At 65.5% G+C, this 18,804-nt stretch carries 16 protein-coding genes; 8 read left to right on the top strand and 8 right to left on the bottom strand.

Features of this window, described 5'->3' with window-relative positions; genetic code table 11:
- Nucleotides 1-190: 190 nt before the first annotated feature.
- On the bottom strand, nt 191-457 hold the full coding sequence (locus AC2FLM_RS16750) for a carboxymuconolactone decarboxylase family protein (protein WP_496859209.1): 267 nt from the start codon (nt 455-457) through the stop codon (nt 191-193).
- A gap of 105 nt (nt 458-562) precedes the next feature.
- Between AC2FLM_RS16750 and AC2FLM_RS16755 the strand changes: the two genes are divergently transcribed.
- Nucleotides 563-1,057: an RrF2 family transcriptional regulator gene (locus AC2FLM_RS16755; RefSeq protein WP_234144882.1), complete on the top strand. Its 495-nt coding sequence runs from the start codon at nt 563-565 to the stop codon at nt 1,055-1,057.
- 69 nt (nt 1,058-1,126) lie between these two features.
- On the opposite strand, the gene AC2FLM_RS16760 is transcribed toward AC2FLM_RS16755, so the two are convergent.
- Genes AC2FLM_RS16760 through AC2FLM_RS16770 form a run of 3 tightly spaced genes read right to left on the bottom strand, consistent with a single transcriptional unit; the run spans nt 1,127 to nt 6,655 of the window.
- Nucleotides 1,127-2,341, bottom strand: a complete 1,215-nt coding sequence (locus tag AC2FLM_RS16760) for an MFS transporter (protein WP_496859210.1) — start codon at nt 2,339-2,341, stop codon at nt 1,127-1,129.
- 30 nt (nt 2,342-2,371) lie between these two features.
- Nucleotides 2,372-5,500, bottom strand: coding sequence for an efflux RND transporter permease subunit (locus tag AC2FLM_RS16765; protein WP_496859211.1), 3,129 nt, complete (start codon nt 5,498-5,500; stop codon nt 2,372-2,374).
- Between the two features lie 3 nt (nt 5,501-5,503).
- Nucleotides 5,504-6,655, bottom strand: coding sequence for an efflux RND transporter periplasmic adaptor subunit (locus AC2FLM_RS16770; RefSeq protein WP_496859212.1), 1,152 nt, complete (start codon nt 6,653-6,655; stop codon nt 5,504-5,506).
- A 203-nt stretch (nt 6,656-6,858) separates the two neighbouring features.
- On the opposite strand from AC2FLM_RS16770, the gene AC2FLM_RS16775 reads away from it, so the two are divergent.
- The 4 genes from AC2FLM_RS16775 (at nt 6,859) to AC2FLM_RS16790 (ending at nt 10,346) form a co-directional block, all read left to right on the top strand.
- Nucleotides 6,859-7,821, top strand: a complete 963-nt coding sequence (locus tag AC2FLM_RS16775; RefSeq protein ID WP_496859213.1) for a GlxA family transcriptional regulator — start codon at nt 6,859-6,861, stop codon at nt 7,819-7,821.
- Between the two features lie 79 nt (nt 7,822-7,900).
- Nucleotides 7,901-8,659, top strand: coding sequence for a beta-keto acid cleavage family enzyme (locus AC2FLM_RS16780; RefSeq protein WP_496859214.1), 759 nt, complete (start codon nt 7,901-7,903; stop codon nt 8,657-8,659).
- Complete coding sequence (locus AC2FLM_RS16785) at nt 8,656-9,978, top strand: aspartate aminotransferase family protein (RefSeq protein WP_496859215.1); 1,323 nt, start codon at nt 8,656-8,658, stop codon at nt 9,976-9,978. The genes AC2FLM_RS16780 and AC2FLM_RS16785 overlap by 4 nt, the downstream gene beginning before the upstream one ends.
- A 134-nt stretch (nt 9,979-10,112) precedes the next feature.
- On the top strand, nt 10,113-10,346 hold the full coding sequence (locus AC2FLM_RS16790; RefSeq protein ID WP_234144887.1) for a hypothetical protein: 234 nt from the start codon (nt 10,113-10,115) through the stop codon (nt 10,344-10,346).
- 111 nt (nt 10,347-10,457) lie between these two features.
- On the opposite strand, the gene metG is transcribed toward AC2FLM_RS16790, so the two are convergent.
- The 3 genes from metG to AC2FLM_RS16805 form a co-directional block, all read right to left on the bottom strand.
- Nucleotides 10,458-12,176, bottom strand: coding sequence for a methionine--tRNA ligase (metG, locus tag AC2FLM_RS16795; RefSeq protein WP_496859216.1), 1,719 nt, complete (start codon nt 12,174-12,176; stop codon nt 10,458-10,460).
- Nucleotides 12,177-12,251: 75 nt separating this feature from the next.
- A complete protein-coding gene (locus tag AC2FLM_RS16800) occupies nt 12,252-13,484 on the bottom strand; it encodes an MFS transporter (protein ID WP_234137879.1) in 1,233 nt (410 codons plus the stop codon).
- 95 nt (nt 13,485-13,579) lie between these two features.
- Nucleotides 13,580-14,794, bottom strand: coding sequence for an MFS transporter (locus AC2FLM_RS16805; protein WP_496859217.1), 1,215 nt, complete (start codon nt 14,792-14,794; stop codon nt 13,580-13,582).
- 196 nt (nt 14,795-14,990) lie between these two features.
- Here AC2FLM_RS16805 and AC2FLM_RS16810 point away from each other — a divergent pair, with 196 nt between their 5' ends.
- The gene (locus AC2FLM_RS16810) at nt 14,991-16,454 is read left to right on the top strand and encodes a tyrosinase family protein (RefSeq protein ID WP_496859218.1); all 1,464 of its coding nucleotides are present in this window, start codon (nt 14,991-14,993) and stop codon (nt 16,452-16,454) included.
- Between the two features lie 5 nt (nt 16,455-16,459).
- Complete coding sequence (locus tag AC2FLM_RS16815; protein WP_496859219.1) at nt 16,460-17,221, top strand: copper chaperone; 762 nt, start codon at nt 16,460-16,462, stop codon at nt 17,219-17,221.
- A gap of 172 nt (nt 17,222-17,393) precedes the next feature.
- Here AC2FLM_RS16815 and AC2FLM_RS16820 read toward each other — a convergent pair whose 3' ends face one another.
- Complete coding sequence (locus AC2FLM_RS16820; RefSeq protein WP_234137883.1) at nt 17,394-17,696, bottom strand: DUF6476 family protein; 303 nt, start codon at nt 17,694-17,696, stop codon at nt 17,394-17,396.
- Here AC2FLM_RS16820 and AC2FLM_RS16825 point away from each other — a divergent pair.
- Nucleotides 17,695-18,723: an RluA family pseudouridine synthase gene (locus AC2FLM_RS16825; protein ID WP_496859220.1), complete on the top strand. Its 1,029-nt coding sequence runs from the start codon at nt 17,695-17,697 to the stop codon at nt 18,721-18,723. The genes AC2FLM_RS16820 and AC2FLM_RS16825 overlap by 2 nt on opposite strands.
- The last annotated feature ends 81 nt before the right edge of the window (nt 18,724-18,804 follow it).

An 18,804-nucleotide genomic window follows, 5' to 3' on the forward strand; every position in this document is an offset into this window, starting at 1 on the left:
GCGCCCAACCCGTGCGAACGCCGCCTGTCGCGTTTCAGACCGGCAGGCGGGCGCCGACGCCCATGCGATTCCACAGGTTGATCATCCCGATCGAGGCGGTGAGTGCGGCGACTTCCTGTTCAGACAGTTCTGCGCGCACAGCGGCATAATCCGAAACCTCGGAGCCTTCAAGCCGGGTCAGCGTTTCGGCCTAGGCCAGCGCGGCGCGGTCTCGGGCGGTAAAGACACTTGTTTCGGGCCAGACCGCGATCAGATGCAGCAGGGTGTCGGGCAGTCCGTCCTGCTGCGCTTCTTTCACATGCATGTTGACGCAATAGGCGCAGCCATTGATCTGCGACACCCTGATCTTGGTCAGATGGACCAGGCGGCTGTCGGAATTGGCCTGAGAGATCGTGTCGTTGAGCGCCAGCATCGCGTCAAAGACCTGAGGTGTTTGTCTGGTGAAGTTGAAGCGCATTGTTACGTGTCCTTTCATGCGGGTGTTGCAGTCGAATCATAGATAGTTTATATCCATGAATAGCCGATGCAAGCGGGATCGGCGAAACCAGCGCGGGGGGAAGGCATGCGGCGATTGGGGGATGGGGTCGAGGCGGCGCTGCACTGTGCTGCGGTTCTGGCAGAGCTTCCAGAGGGCAAGGTTCTGTCCGGGCGTGATCTCGCCACCCTGCACGGCCTGTCGGAAAGCTATCTGCTCAAGCATATGCGCGCGCTGACAGCCGCCGGTGTGGCCGAGGCGGTGCCGGGACCGCGTGGCGGGTTCCGCCTTGCCCGCGCGCCGGAGCAGGTCTCGCTGCTCGATGTGGTCGAGGCGGTGGATGGTCCCGGTCCGGCTTTTGTCTGTCGCGAGATTCGGCGCAAGGGCGAGGTGACCAGCAATGACCCCTGCGCCTATCGCAAGGATTGTTTCATAAAGCGGCGGATGTTGGTCGCTGAACAGGCGTGGCGTGCCTCGTTGCGGGGCCAGTCGCTGGCGGATCTGATGGCGGATGCCCGCGCCGAGATCGGGCCCGAGAACATGCGCGCGGTCGGCGGGTTTATCGAGGAAAAACAGCGCTGAGGCGACGGGCCAATCGGGTTTCGGACGTGATCCGGGCGCGCATTCTCCCGGACCCCGCAAGTCTGACTGTCATGCCTGCGGTTGGGGAGGGACAGCAGGGGACCAGAGACGGGCCGCAGCCAGGCATCCCGCGGCACCGATCAGCGCAAGCACGGTCAGGGCGGTCTGAGGTGTCGTGACCGTGGCCAGCCAGCCCGCCAGCGGATAGGCCAGCAGCCAGCAGGCATGGGACAGCGAGAACTGCGCCGCAAACAGCGCGGGCAGGTCCTCGGGTCCCGCCGAGCGGCGCAACAGGCGGCCCGACGGTGTCAGCGCCGAGGCAAAGCCGATGCCGTTGAGGAACCAGGCCAGCAGCAGCGGGCCCGATGTCAGACCGAGAAGCGCCACCCAGAGCGCCAGACCCAGCCCGGTCACTGCCATCGCGACGCCTCCGGCAAGCATGACGAGCCGGTCGCTGAAACGGTCCAGCAGCCGGGGCAGGGCCAGCGCCGCCAGCATAGAGCCGGCGCCAAAGGCCCCCAGCGCCAGCGCCACCATCCGGTCCGACCCGTCCAACTCGCTCTTGACCAGAACCACCGTGTTGACCAGCACCATCGCACCGGGCATCGCCACGGCAAGGTTCAGCGCCAGCAGCCCGCGCAGCCGTGGGGTGGCGAGGTAGAGACGCAGACCCCGCAGGCTGCGCGTTGCCAGCCCGCCGGTGCGGCTGGCGCCGGGCCGGGGCAGGGCAACCGATACCACCAGCAGTGCCGAACCGACAAAACCCAGCGCGGTGCCCAGAAACAGCGCGTTGAAACTGACCAGCCCCAGCAACAGCGCCGCCAAGGCGGGGCTGACCAGGCTCTCCAGATCATAGGTCAGGCGGCTCAGCGACAGCGCCTTGGTATAGTCCTCTTCGTCAGGCAGCAGGGTTGGGATGGTGGCCTGAAAGGCCGGGGTAAACCCGGCCGAGGCCGCCTGTAGCACGAAGATCAGCACGTAAACCTGCCAGATTTCGGTGACCAGCGGCAGACAGGCCGCCGCTACCGCGCGCACCAAGTCGAGCGCCACCAGCACCCGGCGCCGGTCCATGGCTTCGGTCAGCGCGGCGGCGAGCGGCGACAGAAAGACATAGGCCAGCATCTTTATGGTGAGCGCGATGCCCAGCACCATACCCGCGCGCGGTCCGGCCAGATCATAGGCCAAGAGCCCCAGCGCGACGGTGGCCAGGCCGGTCCCGGTCAGCGCCACCACCTGCGCAGCAAAGAAGTGCCGATAGGCGCGGTGGCGCAGCACGTTGAACATGGACTGCGCTCCTCTCTCAGCCGGTCGGGGTCACTCAGCGGGGGTCGGGACGTCGGGGCTGCCCTTGATCCGCTCGCGCGCGCCCTGCATCACCGCATAGAGCACCGGCACCAGCACCACGCCGATCACCGTGGCCGCCAGCATGCCGCCGAACACGGCAACGCCGATCGCCTTCTGACTGGCGGCGCCGGCGCCATTGGCGGCCAGCAGCGGCACCACGCCCAAGAGGAAGGACAGTGCCGTCATCATGACTGCGCGGAACCGCTGATGCGCGGCCTCGGCAGCGGCCTCACGGATGCTCAATCCCTTGGCGCGCTGCTCCATCGCGAATTCCACGATCAGGATCCCGTTCTTGGACGCCATGCCCACCAGCATGATCATGCCGATCTGGGTATAGAGGTTGATGTCCGAACCGACCACGGCAACCGCCGCCACCGCCCCGAACAGCGCCACGATCACCGAGAGCAGGATCGAGACCGGCATCGACCAGCTTTCATACTGGCCCACCAGGAACAGATAGGCGAACAGCACCGCCAGCCCCAGGATCACCGCGACCAGCCCGCCCGAGCTCAGCTGTTGCTGGGCACTGCCGGTCCATTCGAAGGCATAGCCGGGCGGTAGCGCACTCGCGGTCTCCTCGGTCATCACCGAAATCGCGTCGCCGGTGGACAGGCCCGGTGCGGGCACCGCCGTTACCGTGGCCGAGCGGAACAGATTGTGCCGTTTCAGCAGCACGGGCCCCAGCACGTTTTCCACGTCGATCAGCGTGCCCAGTGGCACCATCTGGCCCTGTTGCGAGCGCACATAGAGGTTGCCGATATCCTCGACCTTGTCGCGATAGCTGCCCTCGGCCTGGATCATCACCCGGTAGACGCGGCCAAACAGGTTGAAGTCGTTGATGTAATACGACCCCAGATGCGCCTGCATGGTCTGGAACACCTCGGCCACCGACACTTGCAGCGTCTTGGCCTTTTCCCGGTCCAGATCGACGAACAGCTGCGGCACGTTGGCCCGGAAGGTGGTATAGCTCTGCGCGATCTCGGGCCGCTGGTTGGCGGCATAGACCAGCGAGCCCACCGCCGCGGCCAGATCCTGGGCCGAGCCGCCGCCGGTCTGCTGCACCTCCATCTCGACGCCCGCCGACATGCCCAGACCCTGGATCGGGGGCGGGTTGAAGGCCACGATCGAGGCCGCGCTTTCACCATAGGCGATGTTCAGGATCTTTTTCAGGATGGCATCGGCGCTCAGCTCCGGCTCTTGCCGTTCCTCCCAGTTGGTCAGGTTGACGATGATCATCGCGCCGTTGGGCGTCAGCCCGTTCAGCATCGAGAACCCGTTCACCAGAACCGTGTTGGCCACGCCGTCAAGCTGCTGCAGCTTGTCGTTCAGCCGCGCGGTGACCGTCTCGGTCCGGCCCAGCGTGGCCGCGTCGGGCAGTTGCACGTCGACAAACAGGTATCCGTTATCCTCCAGCGGCAGGAACCCTTTGGAGGTGTTGGAGAAGATTCCGCCAGCCCCGGCGCCAATCGCCGCCACGATAGCCAGCGAGATCACCGGCAGGATCAACAGCTTGCGCACCAGCGCCACATAACCGTCGCGCACCCCGCCGATGCCGCGCTCGAACAGGGCAAGGGCCCCCTTGGGCGGACCCGAGCGCGCCCGCAGCACCAGACCGCAGAGCGCCGGCGACAGGGTCAGCGCGTTGATCGAGGAAATCGCGACCGCGACCGAGATGGTGACGGCAAATTGCGAATAGAGTCGCCCGGTGATGCCGGGCATGAAGGTGACCGGCACGAACACCGCCAGCAGCACCAGCGTGGTCGCGATCACCGGCCCGGTGATCTGGCCCATCGCCTTGCGGGTGGCCTCGGGCGGGCTCAGCCCCTCTTCGGCGATGATGCGTTCGACGTTCTCAACCACCACGATGGCATCATCCACCACGATGCCGATGGCCAGCACCAGCGCAAACAGCGAGATCGTGTTTAGCGACATGCCGAATGCCAGCAGAAAGGCGAAGGTGCCGATCAGCGAAACCGGGATTGCCACCGCCGGGATCAGCGTGGCCCGCCAGTTTCCCAGGAACACAAAGACCACCGAGACCACCAGCACAAAGGTCAGCATCAGGGTCGTCACCACGTCATTCAGTGACTGTTCCACAAAATCGGTGGTGTTGAAGGGAATCTCGTATTCCACATCCTCGGGAAAGCCGCGCGACAGCCGTTCCAACTCGGCGGTGACCCGTTCGGAGACCGCCAGCGCATTGGCGCCCGGCGCCTGGTAGATGCCCAGCACGGTGGCCGGCTTGCCCTGGAAATAGCCCGAAGCGCTGTAAAACTGCGCCCCCAGCTCGACCCGGGCGATATCGCGCACCCGCACGACGGCGCCGGCCTCGCCGGTGCGGATCACGATATTCTCGAACTCGTCAACCGTGCTCAGCCGGCCCTTGGACTTGATCGTGTACTGGAATGTCTGTCCCTCGGGCGCGGGGGGCGCACCGATCTGGCCCGCCGAAACCTCAAGGTTCTGCTCGCGCACCGCCGCGATCAGGTCACCGGGCGTGATCGACAGGGCCGCCATCTTGTCGGGGTCCATCCACATCCGCATGGCATATTGCAGGTCGGTCAGCACGTCGGCCTTGCCGACACCCTGTACCCGCGCCAGCGCGTCCTTGAGGTTGATCGAGGCATAGTTGGACAGGAACACGCTGTCATAGGTGTCGTTGGGCGAGGTGAGCGTGACCACCATCAGCATGTTGGTCGAGGATTTCTGTGTCACCACGCCGGAATTGGTCACCTCGGTCGGCAACGAGGACAGCGCCTGCGCCACCCGGTTCTGCACGTTGACCGAGGCAATGTCGGGATCGGTGCCCACCTCGAAGGTAACGCTCAGCGAATAGGACCCGTTATCGGCCGAGGTCGACGTCATGTAGAGCATGTCGTCGACGCCGTTCACCTGCGCCTCGATCGGGGCGGCGACGGCGTTTTCCACCGTTTCGGCATTGGCGCCGGTATAGTTGGCCGAAACGCTGACCACCGGCGGCGTGATATCGGGGAACTGCGCAACCGGCAGGACCAGATAGCCGATCCCGCCCAGAATGGTCAGGACCAGCGAAATGACAAAGGCCAGCTTTGGCCGGCTGATGAAGAGGGCCGAGAACATGGGTTACTCTCCCGGCTGTTCTGCGGCGACGACCGCATCGACGGCAACGCCGGGGCGCACCCGTTGCAGGCCCTCCACGATCACGCTTTCGCCCTCGCGCAGGCCATCGAGCACGATGGCCGCAGTGCCTTCGGTGTCGCCCAGCGTCACATAGCGCTGTTCGACCATCTGCTTGTCATTGACCACCAGCACGAAATCGCCGCGCTGATCGCGTTGCAGCGCCGCCTGCGGAATCAGCACCCGCAACGTCGGCTCCAGCGCCGAGATGCGCACATGGACAAAGGCGCCATCCACGATCAGCCTCTGGGTATTTGCGAACTCGGCCCGCATCACGATTGCGCCGGTCAACGGATCGACCTGGTTGTCGACAAAGACCAGTCGCCCGACCTCGTCCAGCGGTTTGCCATTGGGCAGGGTGACGTGAACGTCGGGGCTGCGCTGGTTCTCGGCCAGCGTCTCGGCTGTTTCACCAAGCTGTTGCAGCACGTCGATCATCCGCTTTTCGTTGAGCGCAAAGGTGACATGGATCGGCGTCTCGCGCACCAGCGTGACGAGTGGCGGGTTGGTCGGACCCACCACATCGCCGACCGAGGTTGCGACCCGACCCAGCCGCCCGGCAAACGGTGCTTCGATCTGGGTATAGCTCAAATCAAGCTCGGCCTGACGGATCGCCGCCTGTGCCGATTTCACCGCCGCTTCGGCCACCAGTTCGTTGGCGCGGGCAATGTCCACTTCCGAGGCCGGAGTGGCCTCGCGGCGCAACAGCTCTTCCTTGCGGGCGAGTTCCACGCCCGCCAGTTCCAGATTGGCCTCGGCCTTGTCCAGATCGGCGCGCCGCGCCTCGAGCACCGCCTGATAGAGATCGGGTTCGATCCGGAACAGCAGATCGCCCTCGGCCACCGTGCTGCCATCCTCGACCAGTTGTTCGTCCAGGAACCCGCTGACGCGGGCCACGATGTCGACCTTGTCGATGGCATCGCCCCGACCGATGAACACCGCCTCTTCGGTAATCTCCTGGGTGTAGGCAGCAGCAACTGACACCTTGGGCGCTTCTTGCGCGTCCATCGGCAGGGCGGTCAGTCCGACCGCAAGGCCGGTCAGGGTGGCGGGCACCCAGCGCATACGCATCAGGAGTGAAGGGGAGCGGGTCTGCATGGAAAACCTCTTTCGTCTGGTACGGTGCGCTCTCGATAATCGGAACGGCCAGGGCCGAGTCGGAATGATATACCCTCGACAATGCAGGCTTCGTCCATTTTTCTCAAGCAATCCCTCAACTTCCGGTAAGTGTCACGGTGTAGCGCTTGCCCCTTCGGCGCGCGTTTCTATGCTGACGGGGCAACACGGGAACAGCGGTTTACATGGGTCAGTACACGGCGGGGCGGCATTTCGTCTTTTTCCTCGACGAGGGGTTCACGATGCAGGCGTTCTCGTCGGCGGTCGAGGTGTTGCGCCTGCTTGACCGGGTGCGACCCGGCACCGGCTATCGTTACAATGCCGTCAGCCTCTCGGGCGGGCCGGTTGCGGCCTCGAACGGGTTTCGGCTGATCCCCGATCTGGGGGTTGAGGCGATTCCACCCCGCGCGGTAATCGTGGTCGTTGCCGGGGTCCGGGCCGGGCACAGCGCAGAACCGGCGCTGGCCGCGCGGCTGCGCGGCTGGGCGCGGCGGGGGCATCCGGTCTGGGGCATCTCCTCGGGCGTGGTGCGGTTGGCACAGGCGGGGCTGCTCGACGGTCGCCGGGTGGCCGCGCATTGGGAGGACGTCGCCTATCTGCGCGACAGCCACCCCCGGATTCAGGTCACCGCCTCGCTTTTCGTAAGTGATGGTGACGTGATGACCTGTGCGGGTGGCGGGGCGGCGAGCGACATGATGCTGAGCGTTCTGCGCCGCGACCTGGGTGGCGAGATAGCCGACGAGATCGCCGCCCGGTTGGTGATCGACGCGGTACGCGGTGGCGGCACCCGTCAGCGTCGGGCATTGGACATGCGGTTCGAGACCCGCAACCGGGTCGCCTTTGCCGCGCTGCGCCTGATGCGTGCCAACCTGCTGCCGCCCTTGCCGATCGCCGCCATCGCCCGCGCGCAGGGCGTATCCGCGCGTCAGCTGGAGCGCGTCTTTGCCCGCGAATTCGGCAAGACTCCCAGCGCGCTCTACCTGGAATTACGGTTTCAGGATGCCCGCGCCGAGGTGCGCGACAGTCGCCGCAGCCTGACCGAGATCGCGCTGGATCACGGCTATAGCCCGGCGGGGTTTGCGCGCAGCTACCGGCGGCTGTTTGGCCTGTTGCCCTCTGAGGACCGGCAGAACGCCATGTCGGATTAGGTCACTTGATGTGTCGGATCAGGTCATCTTGAGACAGGCAAACCGCTCTATCCTGACACTCATGAGCCAAGGAGTTCCGATGACTGCCCCCCTGATCATGGTTGCGCCCAATGGCGCCCGGCGCGGCAAGGCTGATCATGCCCGCCTGCCGATCACGCTGGACGAGATGCTGACCGAGGCGCGCGCCTGCCGCGCCGCCGGTGCCGATGCGCTGCACCTGCATGTGCGCGACGCCGACGGGACCCATTCGCTGGATGCGGGCCGGTACCGAGAGGCGTTGGACGAACTGGCGCGCGTGCTGCCCGATATGCAGGTGCAGATCACAACCGAGGCTGCGGGTATCTACAGCCCGACCGAGCAATATACCTGCCTTGATGCGCTGCGTCCGGCCTGGGCCAGCGTCTCGCTGCGCGAGATCGCCCGCGACGCCGATCTGGCGCCGCGCCTCTATGCACTGGCAGCCGATCAGGGCATCCGCGTGCAACACATCGCCTATGACCGCGCCGATCTGGACCTGTTAGCGCAGAGCCGGGCGGCGGGCATCATCCGCCCCGAGCAGGACGAGGTGATCTGTGTGCTGGGTGCCTATGCGCCACCGCGCGCGGGTCATCCCGAGGAACTGGCCTCGCTGGCCCCGGCACTTGTCGGCCTGCGGCTGGGCCTCTGCGCCTTTGGCGCGCAGGAACAGGCCTGTCTGCTGGAAGGCGCCCGTGCGGGTGCCGAGATCCTGCGCGTCGGCTTTGAAAACAACCTGCAGTCGCCCGATGGCACCCCCTGGCCCGACAATGCCGCCGCGGTGGCATCGCTCCGGCAACATCTGGAAAGGAAAGCGGCATGAGCCATGTCTTCCCCCGTCACTGTCACGCGCAACTGCCCACCGCCGTGGGCGGCGATGGTTGTTACCTCATAGACAGCACCGGCAAGTGCTATTTCGACGCCTCGGGCGGCGCGGCGGTGTCCTGCCTTGGCCATTCCAACGACCGCGTGAAACAGGCGATCAAGGATCAGGTGGACCGGCTGGCCTTTGCCCATACCGGGTTCTTCACCTCGGACCCGGCCGAGGATCTGGCCGATCTCCTGATCGCCAATGCGCCCGAGGGGATCGAGAGGGTCTATTTCGTCTCGGGCGGGTCCGAGGCAGTCGAGGCCGCGATCAAGCTGGCGCGGCAGTACTATCTGGAAGTGGGTCAGCCCGAACGGCGTCACCTGATCGCGCGGCGGCAGAGCTATCACGGCAACACGCTGGGGGCGCTGGCGGCGGGAGGCAATGCGTGGCGGCGGGCGCAATTCGATCCGCTGTTGATCGGGGTCAGCCATATCGCGCCCTGCTATGAATATGCCGAACGTGCCGAGGGCGAGAGCCTCGCCGACTATGGCCGCCGCGCGGCGGATGAGCTGGAGGCCGAGATCCTGCGGCTTGGCCCGGAAACGGTGATGGCGTTTATCGCCGAGCCGGTGGTGGGGGCCACATTGGGCGCGGTGCCAGCGGTCGAGGGCTATTTCGCCCGCATCCGCGAGATTTGCGACAAGTATGGTGTGCTTCTGATCCTGGACGAGGTGATGTGTGGTATGGGGCGCACCGGTCACCTCTTTGCCTGCACGGGCGAGGGGGTGCGGCCCGACATCGTCACCATCGCCAAAGGGCTGGGGGCGGGCTATCAGCCGGTGGGCGCGATGCTGTGCTCAGGTGCAATTTACGAGGCTATTGCGAACGGTTCGGGCTTCTTCCAGCACGGGCATACCTATATCGGCCACCCGGTCGCCACCGCTGCGGGTCTGGCGGTGGTGCGGGAGATGCTGGAACACGACCTGCCCGCGCGGGTGCAGTCGCTGGGCGGGGTGATGGAGGCGGCGTTGCGCGCGCGGTTCGACCAGCATCCGCATGTGGGGGATATTCGTGGACGGGGCTTGTTTTGGGGGGTGGAACTGGTGTCGGACCGGGGCGAAAAGACTCCATTCGATCCGGCCCTGGGTCTGGCTGGTAAAATCAAGAAGACCGCAGTTGCCAATGGCCTCATCTGCTATCCGATGCCGGGTACCCGCGACGGGCGCCATGGCGACCACGTTCTGCTGGCACCGCCGTTCGTCATGGATGCGACGGATGCCGAACTGATTGCCGACCGGTTGGCGGCGGCGATCGAACAGGTGTTGCCGTAGCCAATGCCAAAGGTAACAAAACATTGTCGCCGCTTCGGCGACAATCTCGGTGAGGAATGACAGCCAGTGGCAAGGAAGCTTTGGCTTTTGTCGCAAATTGCGCAAGACTGGACAAAAGCTGTGGGGAATTCGTGATGATCAAAACCGTTGCCAGCCTTGTTGTCCTTGGGCTTCTGACTGCCTGCAACAACCCGATCCGACCGCTACCGGCAGAGTTGGCGGACCGGAAACCGGCTTGCGCTTCGGGCGACTATTCAACTTGCTCGGACATCGGCCATGCGGTGCGGGATCAGAGCGGTGGGTCCGAAGCCTACCCGATCGCCCAGCCGCCCAAAACCTATGTGATCTCGCAGCCTATAATCGATTGAGCGGGCGCAGGAATTTAAGCAAATTCCTGCATTCAGCGCCTTGAAAAGGCGCTGAACCACGATTTGGGACAAATCGTGGAGACAAGGTTTCAGTGAAACCTTGTCCCGTGGTCAGCTTCGCACGCCGGCGAAACGCGTCTGCCAGCTCTCGCGATCCTCATCGCTGATCTTGGCGAACAGCACTTCGGGCACAGTGAAAGCGTGACCAGGTGCCAGCGCGTTCAGCGCGGCTGTGATATCCTCGGGCCAGCTGTCATCGCCAATCTGCATCGCCTCCAGCATCCGCGCCGAGGCGGCGGGGATAAAGGGCGCGCTGAGCACCGCATAGAGGCGGATCAGGTTGAGACCCAGCCGCACTTGCGCGGCCGCCTGCACCGGATCGGTCTTGAACAGGGTCCAGGGCGCCGCACTTTGCAGGTATTCGTTACCTGCGGCCCAGATCGCGCGCAGCTCCTGCGCCGACTTGCGGACCTCCATCGCCTCCATATGCCCCTCATAGGCGCGCACCCGCGTTGTCAGTTCCGCGATCAGCGCCTCTTCCTGCGGGCCGTATGCGCCACCCTCGGGCACCTCCTCGCTGAATTTCGAGCGGCAGAACTTGGTGATGCGGCTGACGAAATTGCCCAGCACATCGGCCAGGTCCTTGTTCACGCTGGCCTGGAAGTTTTCCCAGGTGAATTCGCTGTCGCTGTTTTCCGGCGCATGGGACAGGAGCCACCAGCGCCAATAGTCGGCAGGCAGGATCTCCAGCGCCTGATCCATGAACACGCCACGGCCCTGCGAGGTCGAGAACTGGCCGCCATCGTAATTCAGGTAGTTGAAGGATTTCAGGTGGTCGACCATCTTCCACGGCTCGCCCGAGCCGATCAGGGTGGCCGGAAAGCTCAGCGTGTGAAAGGGCACGTTGTCCTTGCCCATGAACTGCACATAGCGCACGTCATCCGCGCCCTTGTCGGTGCGCCACCAGCGTTCCCATTCCGCGTCGCTCTTGCCATGCGCCTCGGCCCATTCGCCAGCGCAAGCGATGTATTCGATGGGCGCGTCGAACCAGACATAGAAGACCTTGCCCTCCATCCCCGGCCAGTCCTGCTCGCCCTTCTTGACCGGGATGCCCCAGTCCAGATCGCGGGTGATGCCGCGATCCTGCAAGCCGTCACCGTCATGCAGCCATTTCTTGGCGATCGAGGTGGTCAGCACCGGCCAGTCGGTTTTCGAGTCGATCCAGGCGTCGAGCTGATCCTTGAGCGCCGATTGCCGCAGGTAGAGATGCTTGGTCTCGCGCACCTCCAGATCGGTGGACCCGGAAATGGCCGAGCGAGGCTCGATCAGGTCGGTGGGGTCCAGCTGCTTGGTGCAGTTCTCGCACTGGTCGCCGCGCGCCTTGTCGTAACCGCAATTGGGGCAGGTGCCCTCGATATAGCGGTCGGGCAGGAACCGGCCATCGGCATTGGAATAGACCTGCCGCTCGCTCACTTCGCGGATCAGGTCGTTCTCGGCCAGTTTGCCCGCGAAATGCTGGGTCAGCCTGTGGTTCTGCGGGCTGGACGAACGCCCGAAATGATCGAAGCTCAGGCCAAAGCGCCGGGCGATATCGGCCTGCACCTCGTGCATCTCGGCGCAATATTCGGCCACCGGCTTGCCCGCCTTGGCGGCGGCCAGTTCGGCGGGGGTGCCGTGCTCGTCGGTTGCGCAGAGGAACATCACCTCGTTGCCCCGGCCACGCTGATAGCGCGCATAGAGATCGGCGGGCAGCTGCGAGCCTACCAGATTGCCGAGGTGCTTGATCCCGTTGATATAAGGGATCGCCGAGGTGATCAGAATACGTGCCATTGTCCCACTTCCGCGAAAATCGTCTGCGGTTCCTTTAACCCAGCCGCGCAGGGGGAGAAATCCCCCTTTTCGCCCTTACCGTTCCTCGCGCTCTTCACGCGAACGTTTCTGGAGCCGACCGATCGTGAACGAGGTGCGCGGCGCAAACACGTAATTGGTGCGCGCCTCGGGCGTCGGGCGGGCCCGCATCCGGGTCAGGCCAAAGCCGATCAGGAAAAGATGGGCGATGGCGATCAGGGCGAACAGGGCGGGCGGGCCGAAGCCTTCGATCAGGGTCGAGGCAAGATAGGGTGCCGCGATGGCCCCCAGCGCGTACCAGAACATCAGCGCCGCCGACAGTTCGACCCGTTGTTCCGAGGTGGCGAAGTCGTTGGCATGCGCCGCCGAGATCGAGAAGATCGGGAACGAGGTAAAGCCGAACAGTCCCGCCGCCAGCATAACGCCCAAGGTGCCGGTACCGCCCGCCGCCGCAATCACGGCACAGGACCCCATCGCCGCGACAGAGATCCAGATCAGCACCCATCGGCGGTCGTATTTGTCGGCCAGCCAGCCGACTGGATATTGCGCCGCAACCCCGCCCAGCACAAAGGCGGCCAGGAAAAACGCGATCTGGTTGACCGCCAGACCCACTTCTTGCCCATAAAGCGGCCCCACCATGCGGAACGAGGCCGAGCTGACCGCCGACACGATCACCCCGGCCACCGCCAGCGGCGAACAGAACCAGGCCAGACCGGGGCGCAGGCGCGGGGCATCGGGGGTCTCGGGCTGGCTGGCCTTGGTCAGGGTCAGCGGCAACAGCGCGGCGCAACACAGCACCGCCAGCAGGTTGTACGAGACATAATGGGCCGGTGGCAGCACCGCGATGATCAGCTGCGCACAGAGCGAGGCGCCGGAATCCGCGATCCGGTAGGTGCCCATGGCGCGGCCGCGGATCTCGTTGGTCAGCTTGGCGTTCAGCCAGGCCTCGATCACCGTATAGCAGCCCGCGACACAGATACCTGACGCGATCCGCATCACCGCCCAGGCATAGGGATCCTCGGTCAGGGTATGGCCGATCAGGCCCATCGCCCCCAGCGCGGTGCAGGCGGCAAAGGCGCGCGAATGCCCGACCGACCCCATCAGGCGGGGCGCCCACCAACAGCCGATGAAGAAGCCAAAGAAATGCGCCGAGCCCAGCATACCGATCTGGGCCTTGGAAAACTCCAGCGTGATGCCCGAAATCGCATCCAGTGGGCCAACGCCACCGGTCGACAGCTGCAAAAGGATGACCGAGAGAAACAGGGCGGCAAAGGAAATGACTGTACGCATGGGATCGGGTGATATCCGGGCAGGGGACCTTGGTCCGTCGATTTACCGACGATTCGCCGTCGGATACGAGTGCAAATGCCCCTTCTGTTCCGGTTTCAGGCCGGAACCGCCTGACCGCGGGGCCGCGAGCGGAGCATGAGCCACAGGATGATCGCGATGTTCAGCCCGTTCCAGATGATGCCGTTGACGAAAGCCAGCGTGTAACTGCTGGTCAAGTCATAGATCCAGCCCGACATCCAGCCGCCCAGGGCCATGCCGAGGATGGTCATCATCATCACGAAACCCACGCGTGCGCCCGCCTCGCGCGGGGGCAGATATTCGCGCACCACCAGCGCATAGCTGGGTACGATGCCCCCCTGGGCCAGCCCGAACAGGGTGCTGACCACGTAGAGCGGCACCAGCCCGTCATAGGGCAGGAACAGGAACAATGCCGCGCATTGCAGGACCGAGCCCGCCAGCAGCGTCATCACCCCGCCAAGCCGGTCGGCGACCATGCCCGAGATCACCCGGCTGACCACACCACCCAAGAGCATCAGCGACAGCATCTCGGCCCCCACCGCCGGGCCGTATCCCAGCCCGACGCAATAGGCGACGATATGGACCTGGGGCATCGACATCGCCACGCAACAGCCGATGCCGGCAATGCCCAGCAGGTATTGCAGCGCGCGCGGGCTCAGCCCGGCGCTGCGCGCGTTCAGCTGCGCGGTGGCGGCGGCGGTGCCATGCGCCTCTTCGGGCAGACGGCGGCGCAGGACCAGAGACAGCGGGATCACAGCGACCAGCGTCACCACGGCAAGCGTCAGATAGACCGCCTGCCAGCCCCGTTCGGCCAACACATCGGCCAGCAGGGTGGGCCAGACCGCGCCCGACAGGTAATTGCCGCTGGCCACCAGCGCCACGGCGATGCCGCGCCGGCGCAGGAACCAGTGCGAAATATCGGCGATCAGCGGCCCGAAGCCGACTGCCGTGCCCAGCCCCAGCAACAGATGCGCCGCCGAGAGCCACAGGATCGTGGGCGCCAGCGTGGCCAGCAGATAGCTGAGCGCGCTCAAGAGCGCCGCCCCGATCAGCGCCGAGGTCACGCCCAGCCGGTCCACCAGCCGGCCCAGCCACAGATTGCCCAGCGCAAAGCCGATCATCGTCAGCGTATAGGGCATCGAGGCCTCGGCCCGCCCGGCGCCGAACTCGGTTTCGACCGCGGGCATCACCACGATCACCGCCCACATGCCCACATTGGCCACCGTGGCGATGGCCAGGGTGATCAGCAGGCGGAACCAGGAATAGGCGCTGTCGTGAACCGGGTGAGTCATACCGGCACGCTAGGGGCAGTTGCGCGCCAAGACCAGTGACAAAATCGGGATCGGTACGGTCGCAACCGGGCGAAAAGCAACAGGTGAGAATCTCGGCAACCTGTGGTAGCATTTCGACATTGATATCGCCCCCGGCTCAATCCCGCCGGAGCGCCGCACTTTGAATACTCACTTTTCAGCAGATGGAGGCACAGATATGGCCGGAACGCGCAAGGACATCGCCAAACTGAACGGACCCTGGTCCGACGAAATGCTCTGGTACGCCCGCGCGGTGCGCGCATTGCAGGGGCGGGCACCCGCCGACCGCACCAGCTGGTGGTATCTGGCCGCCATTCACGGCATCGACATTCCCGGCTGGGTGCAGCAGGGCATCGTGCCTTCGGCCGGCTCGCTGCCGCCGCAGGGCGAGCAGGACCTGATCTTCAACCAGTGCCAGCATGCGGGCTGGTTCTTTCTGCCCTGGCATCGGGGCTATCTGGCCGCGTTCGAGGCCATTCTGGATGCCTGGATATCGGCCCAGCCCGGCGGCCCGCAGGATTGGGCGCTGCCCTATTGGAACTATCTTTCGGACAGCAATCCGAACGGCCGGGCGATTCCGCAGGAATTTCTTGACCCGACCCTGCCCGATGGCAGCGCCAATCCGCTGTCGCAGGTGCGCCGCAATGGCATGCAGGTGCTGGGGCCGCAGCCCTGGTTCCCGGGCGATATCAGCCTGTCGGCGCAAACCCGCAGCCTGCCCTTTACCGCCGCTCCGGGGACCGAGGGCTATGGCGGCGCGATTAGCGGTTTTGCCCAACAGGGCAGCTTGACCGGCGCGGTCGAGGGCGATCCGCATAACCGTGTCCACGTGATGGTGGGCGGGGTGCAACCGGTGGCGGGTTGGATGAGCGACCCTGATTATGCCGCGCTCGACCCGATCTTCTGGATGCATCACTGCAATATCGACCGGTTCTGGGCGGCGTGGATGAGCGACCCGGCCAACCAGCAAGAGGCAAGCGGCGCCTGGTCGAACGGGCCGTTTCCGCGCCAGTTCCTGATGCCGAACCCGGCAGGCGGCGGCGATGTGTTCCTGCCCGGCCAGACCCTGCCCGGTGGCCCGCTGGCCCCCGATTATGATAGTCTGCATGATGGCACCGGCATTGCCCAGGTGGTGGCCGGTGGCCCGGTGACGGAGGGAGCGATGATCACGTCCGGAGGGGCGGGCGGCTCGGCGCTGCTTGGCTCGAACACTGCGCCGCTTCGTGTGGCGGCAACACCCGCCACAACCGAGATCGCGATCCCCGCCAGCGCCGCGACCGAGTTTGCCGCGGTTCCGGGCCTGGGCCCGGAACCGCGGCTCTACCTGAACCTCGAAGGCGTGCGCGGAGCGGCGGCGGCCGGTGTGCTGCAAGTGCATCTGCGGTTGCCGGGCGAGGGGGGCGGGCTGCGGCTGGCCGATACCGTGGCGCTGTTCGGGCTGGGCAAGGCCAGTTCCACCGAGGGCGTGCATGCGGGCAACGGCCTGTCGTTGGCCATCGACATCACTGACCTCGCGCGCGAGATACAGATGGCGGCCCCCGGCGCGCTGGAGCGGCTGTCGGTCGAGTTGAGTCAGCCCGGAGCACCCGAAACAGAGATCACGGTCGAGCGGGTCAGCCTTTACAGGCAGGAAATGGGATGATTCCCGTGCCATTGCGTGCTGTCGCGGCGCATCTGCGGTTGGGGCCGATGCCCTGGCTGCTGGCTCTGGCCGTAACGGCGCTGGGCATGTCGCTCTTGCTGCCCGCCGGGCATGGGCTGGTCGAGCTCTGTGGTCGGCTGTCGCTGGCCCAACTCGCCGATCCCGCGGCGCGGGCGTTGCTGCTGCCCGCGCCGGGGCTGTTGGCCGGGGGCTGGGTTCTGATGGTGCTGGCGATGATGCCGCCGCTGGTCTCGGCGCCGCTGGCGCATCTGTGTCAGACCACCGCACATGCCGGGCGCTGGGCTGTGGTTGCGCCTTTTGCGTTGGCCTATCTGGCGGTCTGGAGCTTGGCGGGGCTGGTGCTGTTGCCGCTGGCGCTGCTGCTGGCCAGCGGCCCGGCGGCCTTGCCGCTCTTGCTGGGCGCGGCGCTGATCTGGAGCGCTTCACCCACAGCGCAGGCGGCACGCAACCGTTGTCACCGGATGCGTTGGCTGCCCGCGGGGCGAGTCCGTGCGGCCCGCGCCGCGCTGGATTACGGGCTGGCGCATGGCGGCGCCTGCCTGGGCGCGTGCTGGCCATGGATGCTGGTGCCGCTTGCGGTGCAGGGCGGACATGGCGCGGCAATGGTGCTGGTGGCGGTCTTTCTGCTGGTCGAGCGGGCCATGCCAGCGGCACCCGCCCTGTGGAGGGTGCCGCCCGGCATTGTCGCGTTGTACGGTCTTGCGCCGTCTCGATCGCGCCATCTCACCGGTCTGCGCCGGTTTTGACCTGGCCTTTGTGTCGGGCGGGTTCGAAGAGATGCCCCCTCCGCCTCGAACCCGTCCGTGAGTGAGTGGTGGATGTCACCTGAGCTTTACACTAGCACAGGCCGCGGCACGTGTCGGCGTGCAGGGGTATAGGCTTTTATACAAAAGTATAGGTATTTCAGGTGACCTAGCGTCAGTTCGTCGTGACCGTCTGGCGCAGCTTGCCGGTAGTCTTGTCAAAGATCAGGATGCGCTCGTCCTCGGTGACCACGGCGAACCAGTTGCTGCCGATGGTGACCGCCACGGCGCGGGCGCCGTCGGGAAGCTCGACCTGATCGGGCAGGGTGGGGGTACGGTCGCTCAGACGGATGACAATCAGTGCGAATGTCACTAGAACCCCGCCAATCATCACCGCGGTCAATGCCATGACCATGCGCCGCAGCAGTTTCAGTTGCGGGGTTTCCTGCGGTATCTCGGGATCGGAAGGGGCGGTCATGGATAAGGCCAGGCTGGAATTTGTCATCTCGGCGGCACCGCCGCCCCGCCTTGATAAGGCGCTTTCGCGGGATGTGCCAGAGGAGGCGGCGCTGTCGCGCACCCGGTTGGCGCGTCTGATCGCCGAGGGTGCGGTCAGTATCGACGGGCAGGTGGTCACCGACCCCAAGGCGCGCGTCGCCGAGGGCGCGCAGGTGGCGATCACCCTGACCGAAGCCGAGGAAAGCCATATCGCGCCCGAGGCGATCCCGCTGGTGGTCGTCTACGAGGATGACGACCTGATCGTGATCGACAAGCCCGCCGGCATGGTGGTGCACCCGGCGCCGGGCACGCCTTCGGGCACGCTGGTCAATGCGTTGCTGGCCCATTGCGGCGACAACCTGTCGGGGGTGGGTGGGGTCAAGCGGCCCGGTATCGTGCACCGGATCGACAAGGACACGAGCGGCCTTCTGGTGGTGGCCAAGAGCGATGCCGCCCATCACGGACTGGCCGCGCAATTTGCCGCCCACAGTGCCGAGCGGCATTACACTGCGCTGTGCTACGGGGTGCCCGATGGCAGCGATCCGCGCCTGCGCGGCGTCAAGGGCGCCAGCTTCGAACCGGGCAACATCCTGCGCCTGACCACGCAGCTGACCCGCCACCCGACCGACCGCCAGAGGCAGGCGGTGGTGTTCCATGGGGGGCGGCACGCTGTGACGCGGGCGCGTGTGGTCGAGAGCTTTGGGCAGCCCGCTGCCGTGTCGCTGATCGACTGCTGGCTGGAGACCGGGCGGACCCATCAGATTCGGGTCCATATGGCCCATGCCGGACACGGGCTGCTGGGCGATCCGGACTATGGCGGGCGGCGCAAACTGTCGCCGCGCGCCCTGTCACCCGAAGCGGTCGAGGCCATCGGCGCCTTTCCGCGCCAGGCGCTGCATGCGGCTGTCCTGGGGTTCGAACATCCGATAAGCGGTGAAACATTGAGCTTTTCCGTGCCTTTGCCGGAGGATCTTGAAAAGCTGATCGACGTGCTGCGCCGGGCCTGAAACACTTCGCACGGCAAGGTGATGGGCGAGGTCTCACATTTTCTTAATCGAAGCTTAATTTCGGTATCGTAGCCCTTGACC

Source organism: Ruegeria sp. SAZD011 (assembly GCF_059612545.1).

Bases quoted from the DNA above. Each gene is read 5' to 3' on its own strand.
- AC2FLM_RS16780 (WP_496859214.1), top strand. From the start codon at position 7,901: ATGACTGCCCCCCTGATCATGGTTGCGCCCAATGGCGCCCGGCGCGGC.
- AC2FLM_RS16790 (WP_234144887.1), top strand. From the start codon at position 10,113: ATGATCAAAACCGTTGCCAGCCTTGTTGTCCTTGGGCTTCTGACTGCC.
- AC2FLM_RS16775 (WP_496859213.1), top strand. From the start codon at position 6,859: ATGGGTCAGTACACGGCGGGGCGGCATTTCGTCTTTTTCCTCGACGAG.
- AC2FLM_RS16785 (WP_496859215.1), top strand. From the start codon at position 8,656: ATGAGCCATGTCTTCCCCCGTCACTGTCACGCGCAACTGCCCACCGCC.
- AC2FLM_RS16805 (WP_496859217.1), bottom strand. From the start codon at position 14,794: ATGACTCACCCGGTTCACGACAGCGCCTATTCCTGGTTCCGCCTGCTG.
- AC2FLM_RS16800 (WP_234137879.1), bottom strand. From the start codon at position 13,484: ATGCGTACAGTCATTTCCTTTGCCGCCCTGTTTCTCTCGGTCATCCTT.
- AC2FLM_RS16750 (WP_496859209.1), bottom strand. From the start codon at position 457: ATGCGCTTCAACTTCACCAGACAAACACCTCAGGTCTTTGACGCGATG.
- AC2FLM_RS16810 (WP_496859218.1), top strand. From the start codon at position 14,991: ATGGCCGGAACGCGCAAGGACATCGCCAAACTGAACGGACCCTGGTCC.
- AC2FLM_RS16760 (WP_496859210.1), bottom strand. From the start codon at position 2,341: ATGTTCAACGTGCTGCGCCACCGCGCCTATCGGCACTTCTTTGCTGCG.
- AC2FLM_RS16820 (WP_234137883.1), bottom strand. From the start codon at position 17,696: ATGACCGCCCCTTCCGATCCCGAGATACCGCAGGAAACCCCGCAACTG.
- metG (WP_496859216.1), bottom strand. From the start codon at position 12,176: ATGGCACGTATTCTGATCACCTCGGCGATCCCTTATATCAACGGGATC.
- AC2FLM_RS16825 (WP_496859220.1), top strand. From the start codon at position 17,695: ATGGATAAGGCCAGGCTGGAATTTGTCATCTCGGCGGCACCGCCGCCC.
- AC2FLM_RS16755 (WP_234144882.1), top strand. From the start codon at position 563: ATGCGGCGATTGGGGGATGGGGTCGAGGCGGCGCTGCACTGTGCTGCG.
- AC2FLM_RS16770 (WP_496859212.1), bottom strand. From the start codon at position 6,655: ATGCAGACCCGCTCCCCTTCACTCCTGATGCGTATGCGCTGGGTGCCC.
- AC2FLM_RS16765 (WP_496859211.1), bottom strand. From the start codon at position 5,500: ATGTTCTCGGCCCTCTTCATCAGCCGGCCAAAGCTGGCCTTTGTCATT.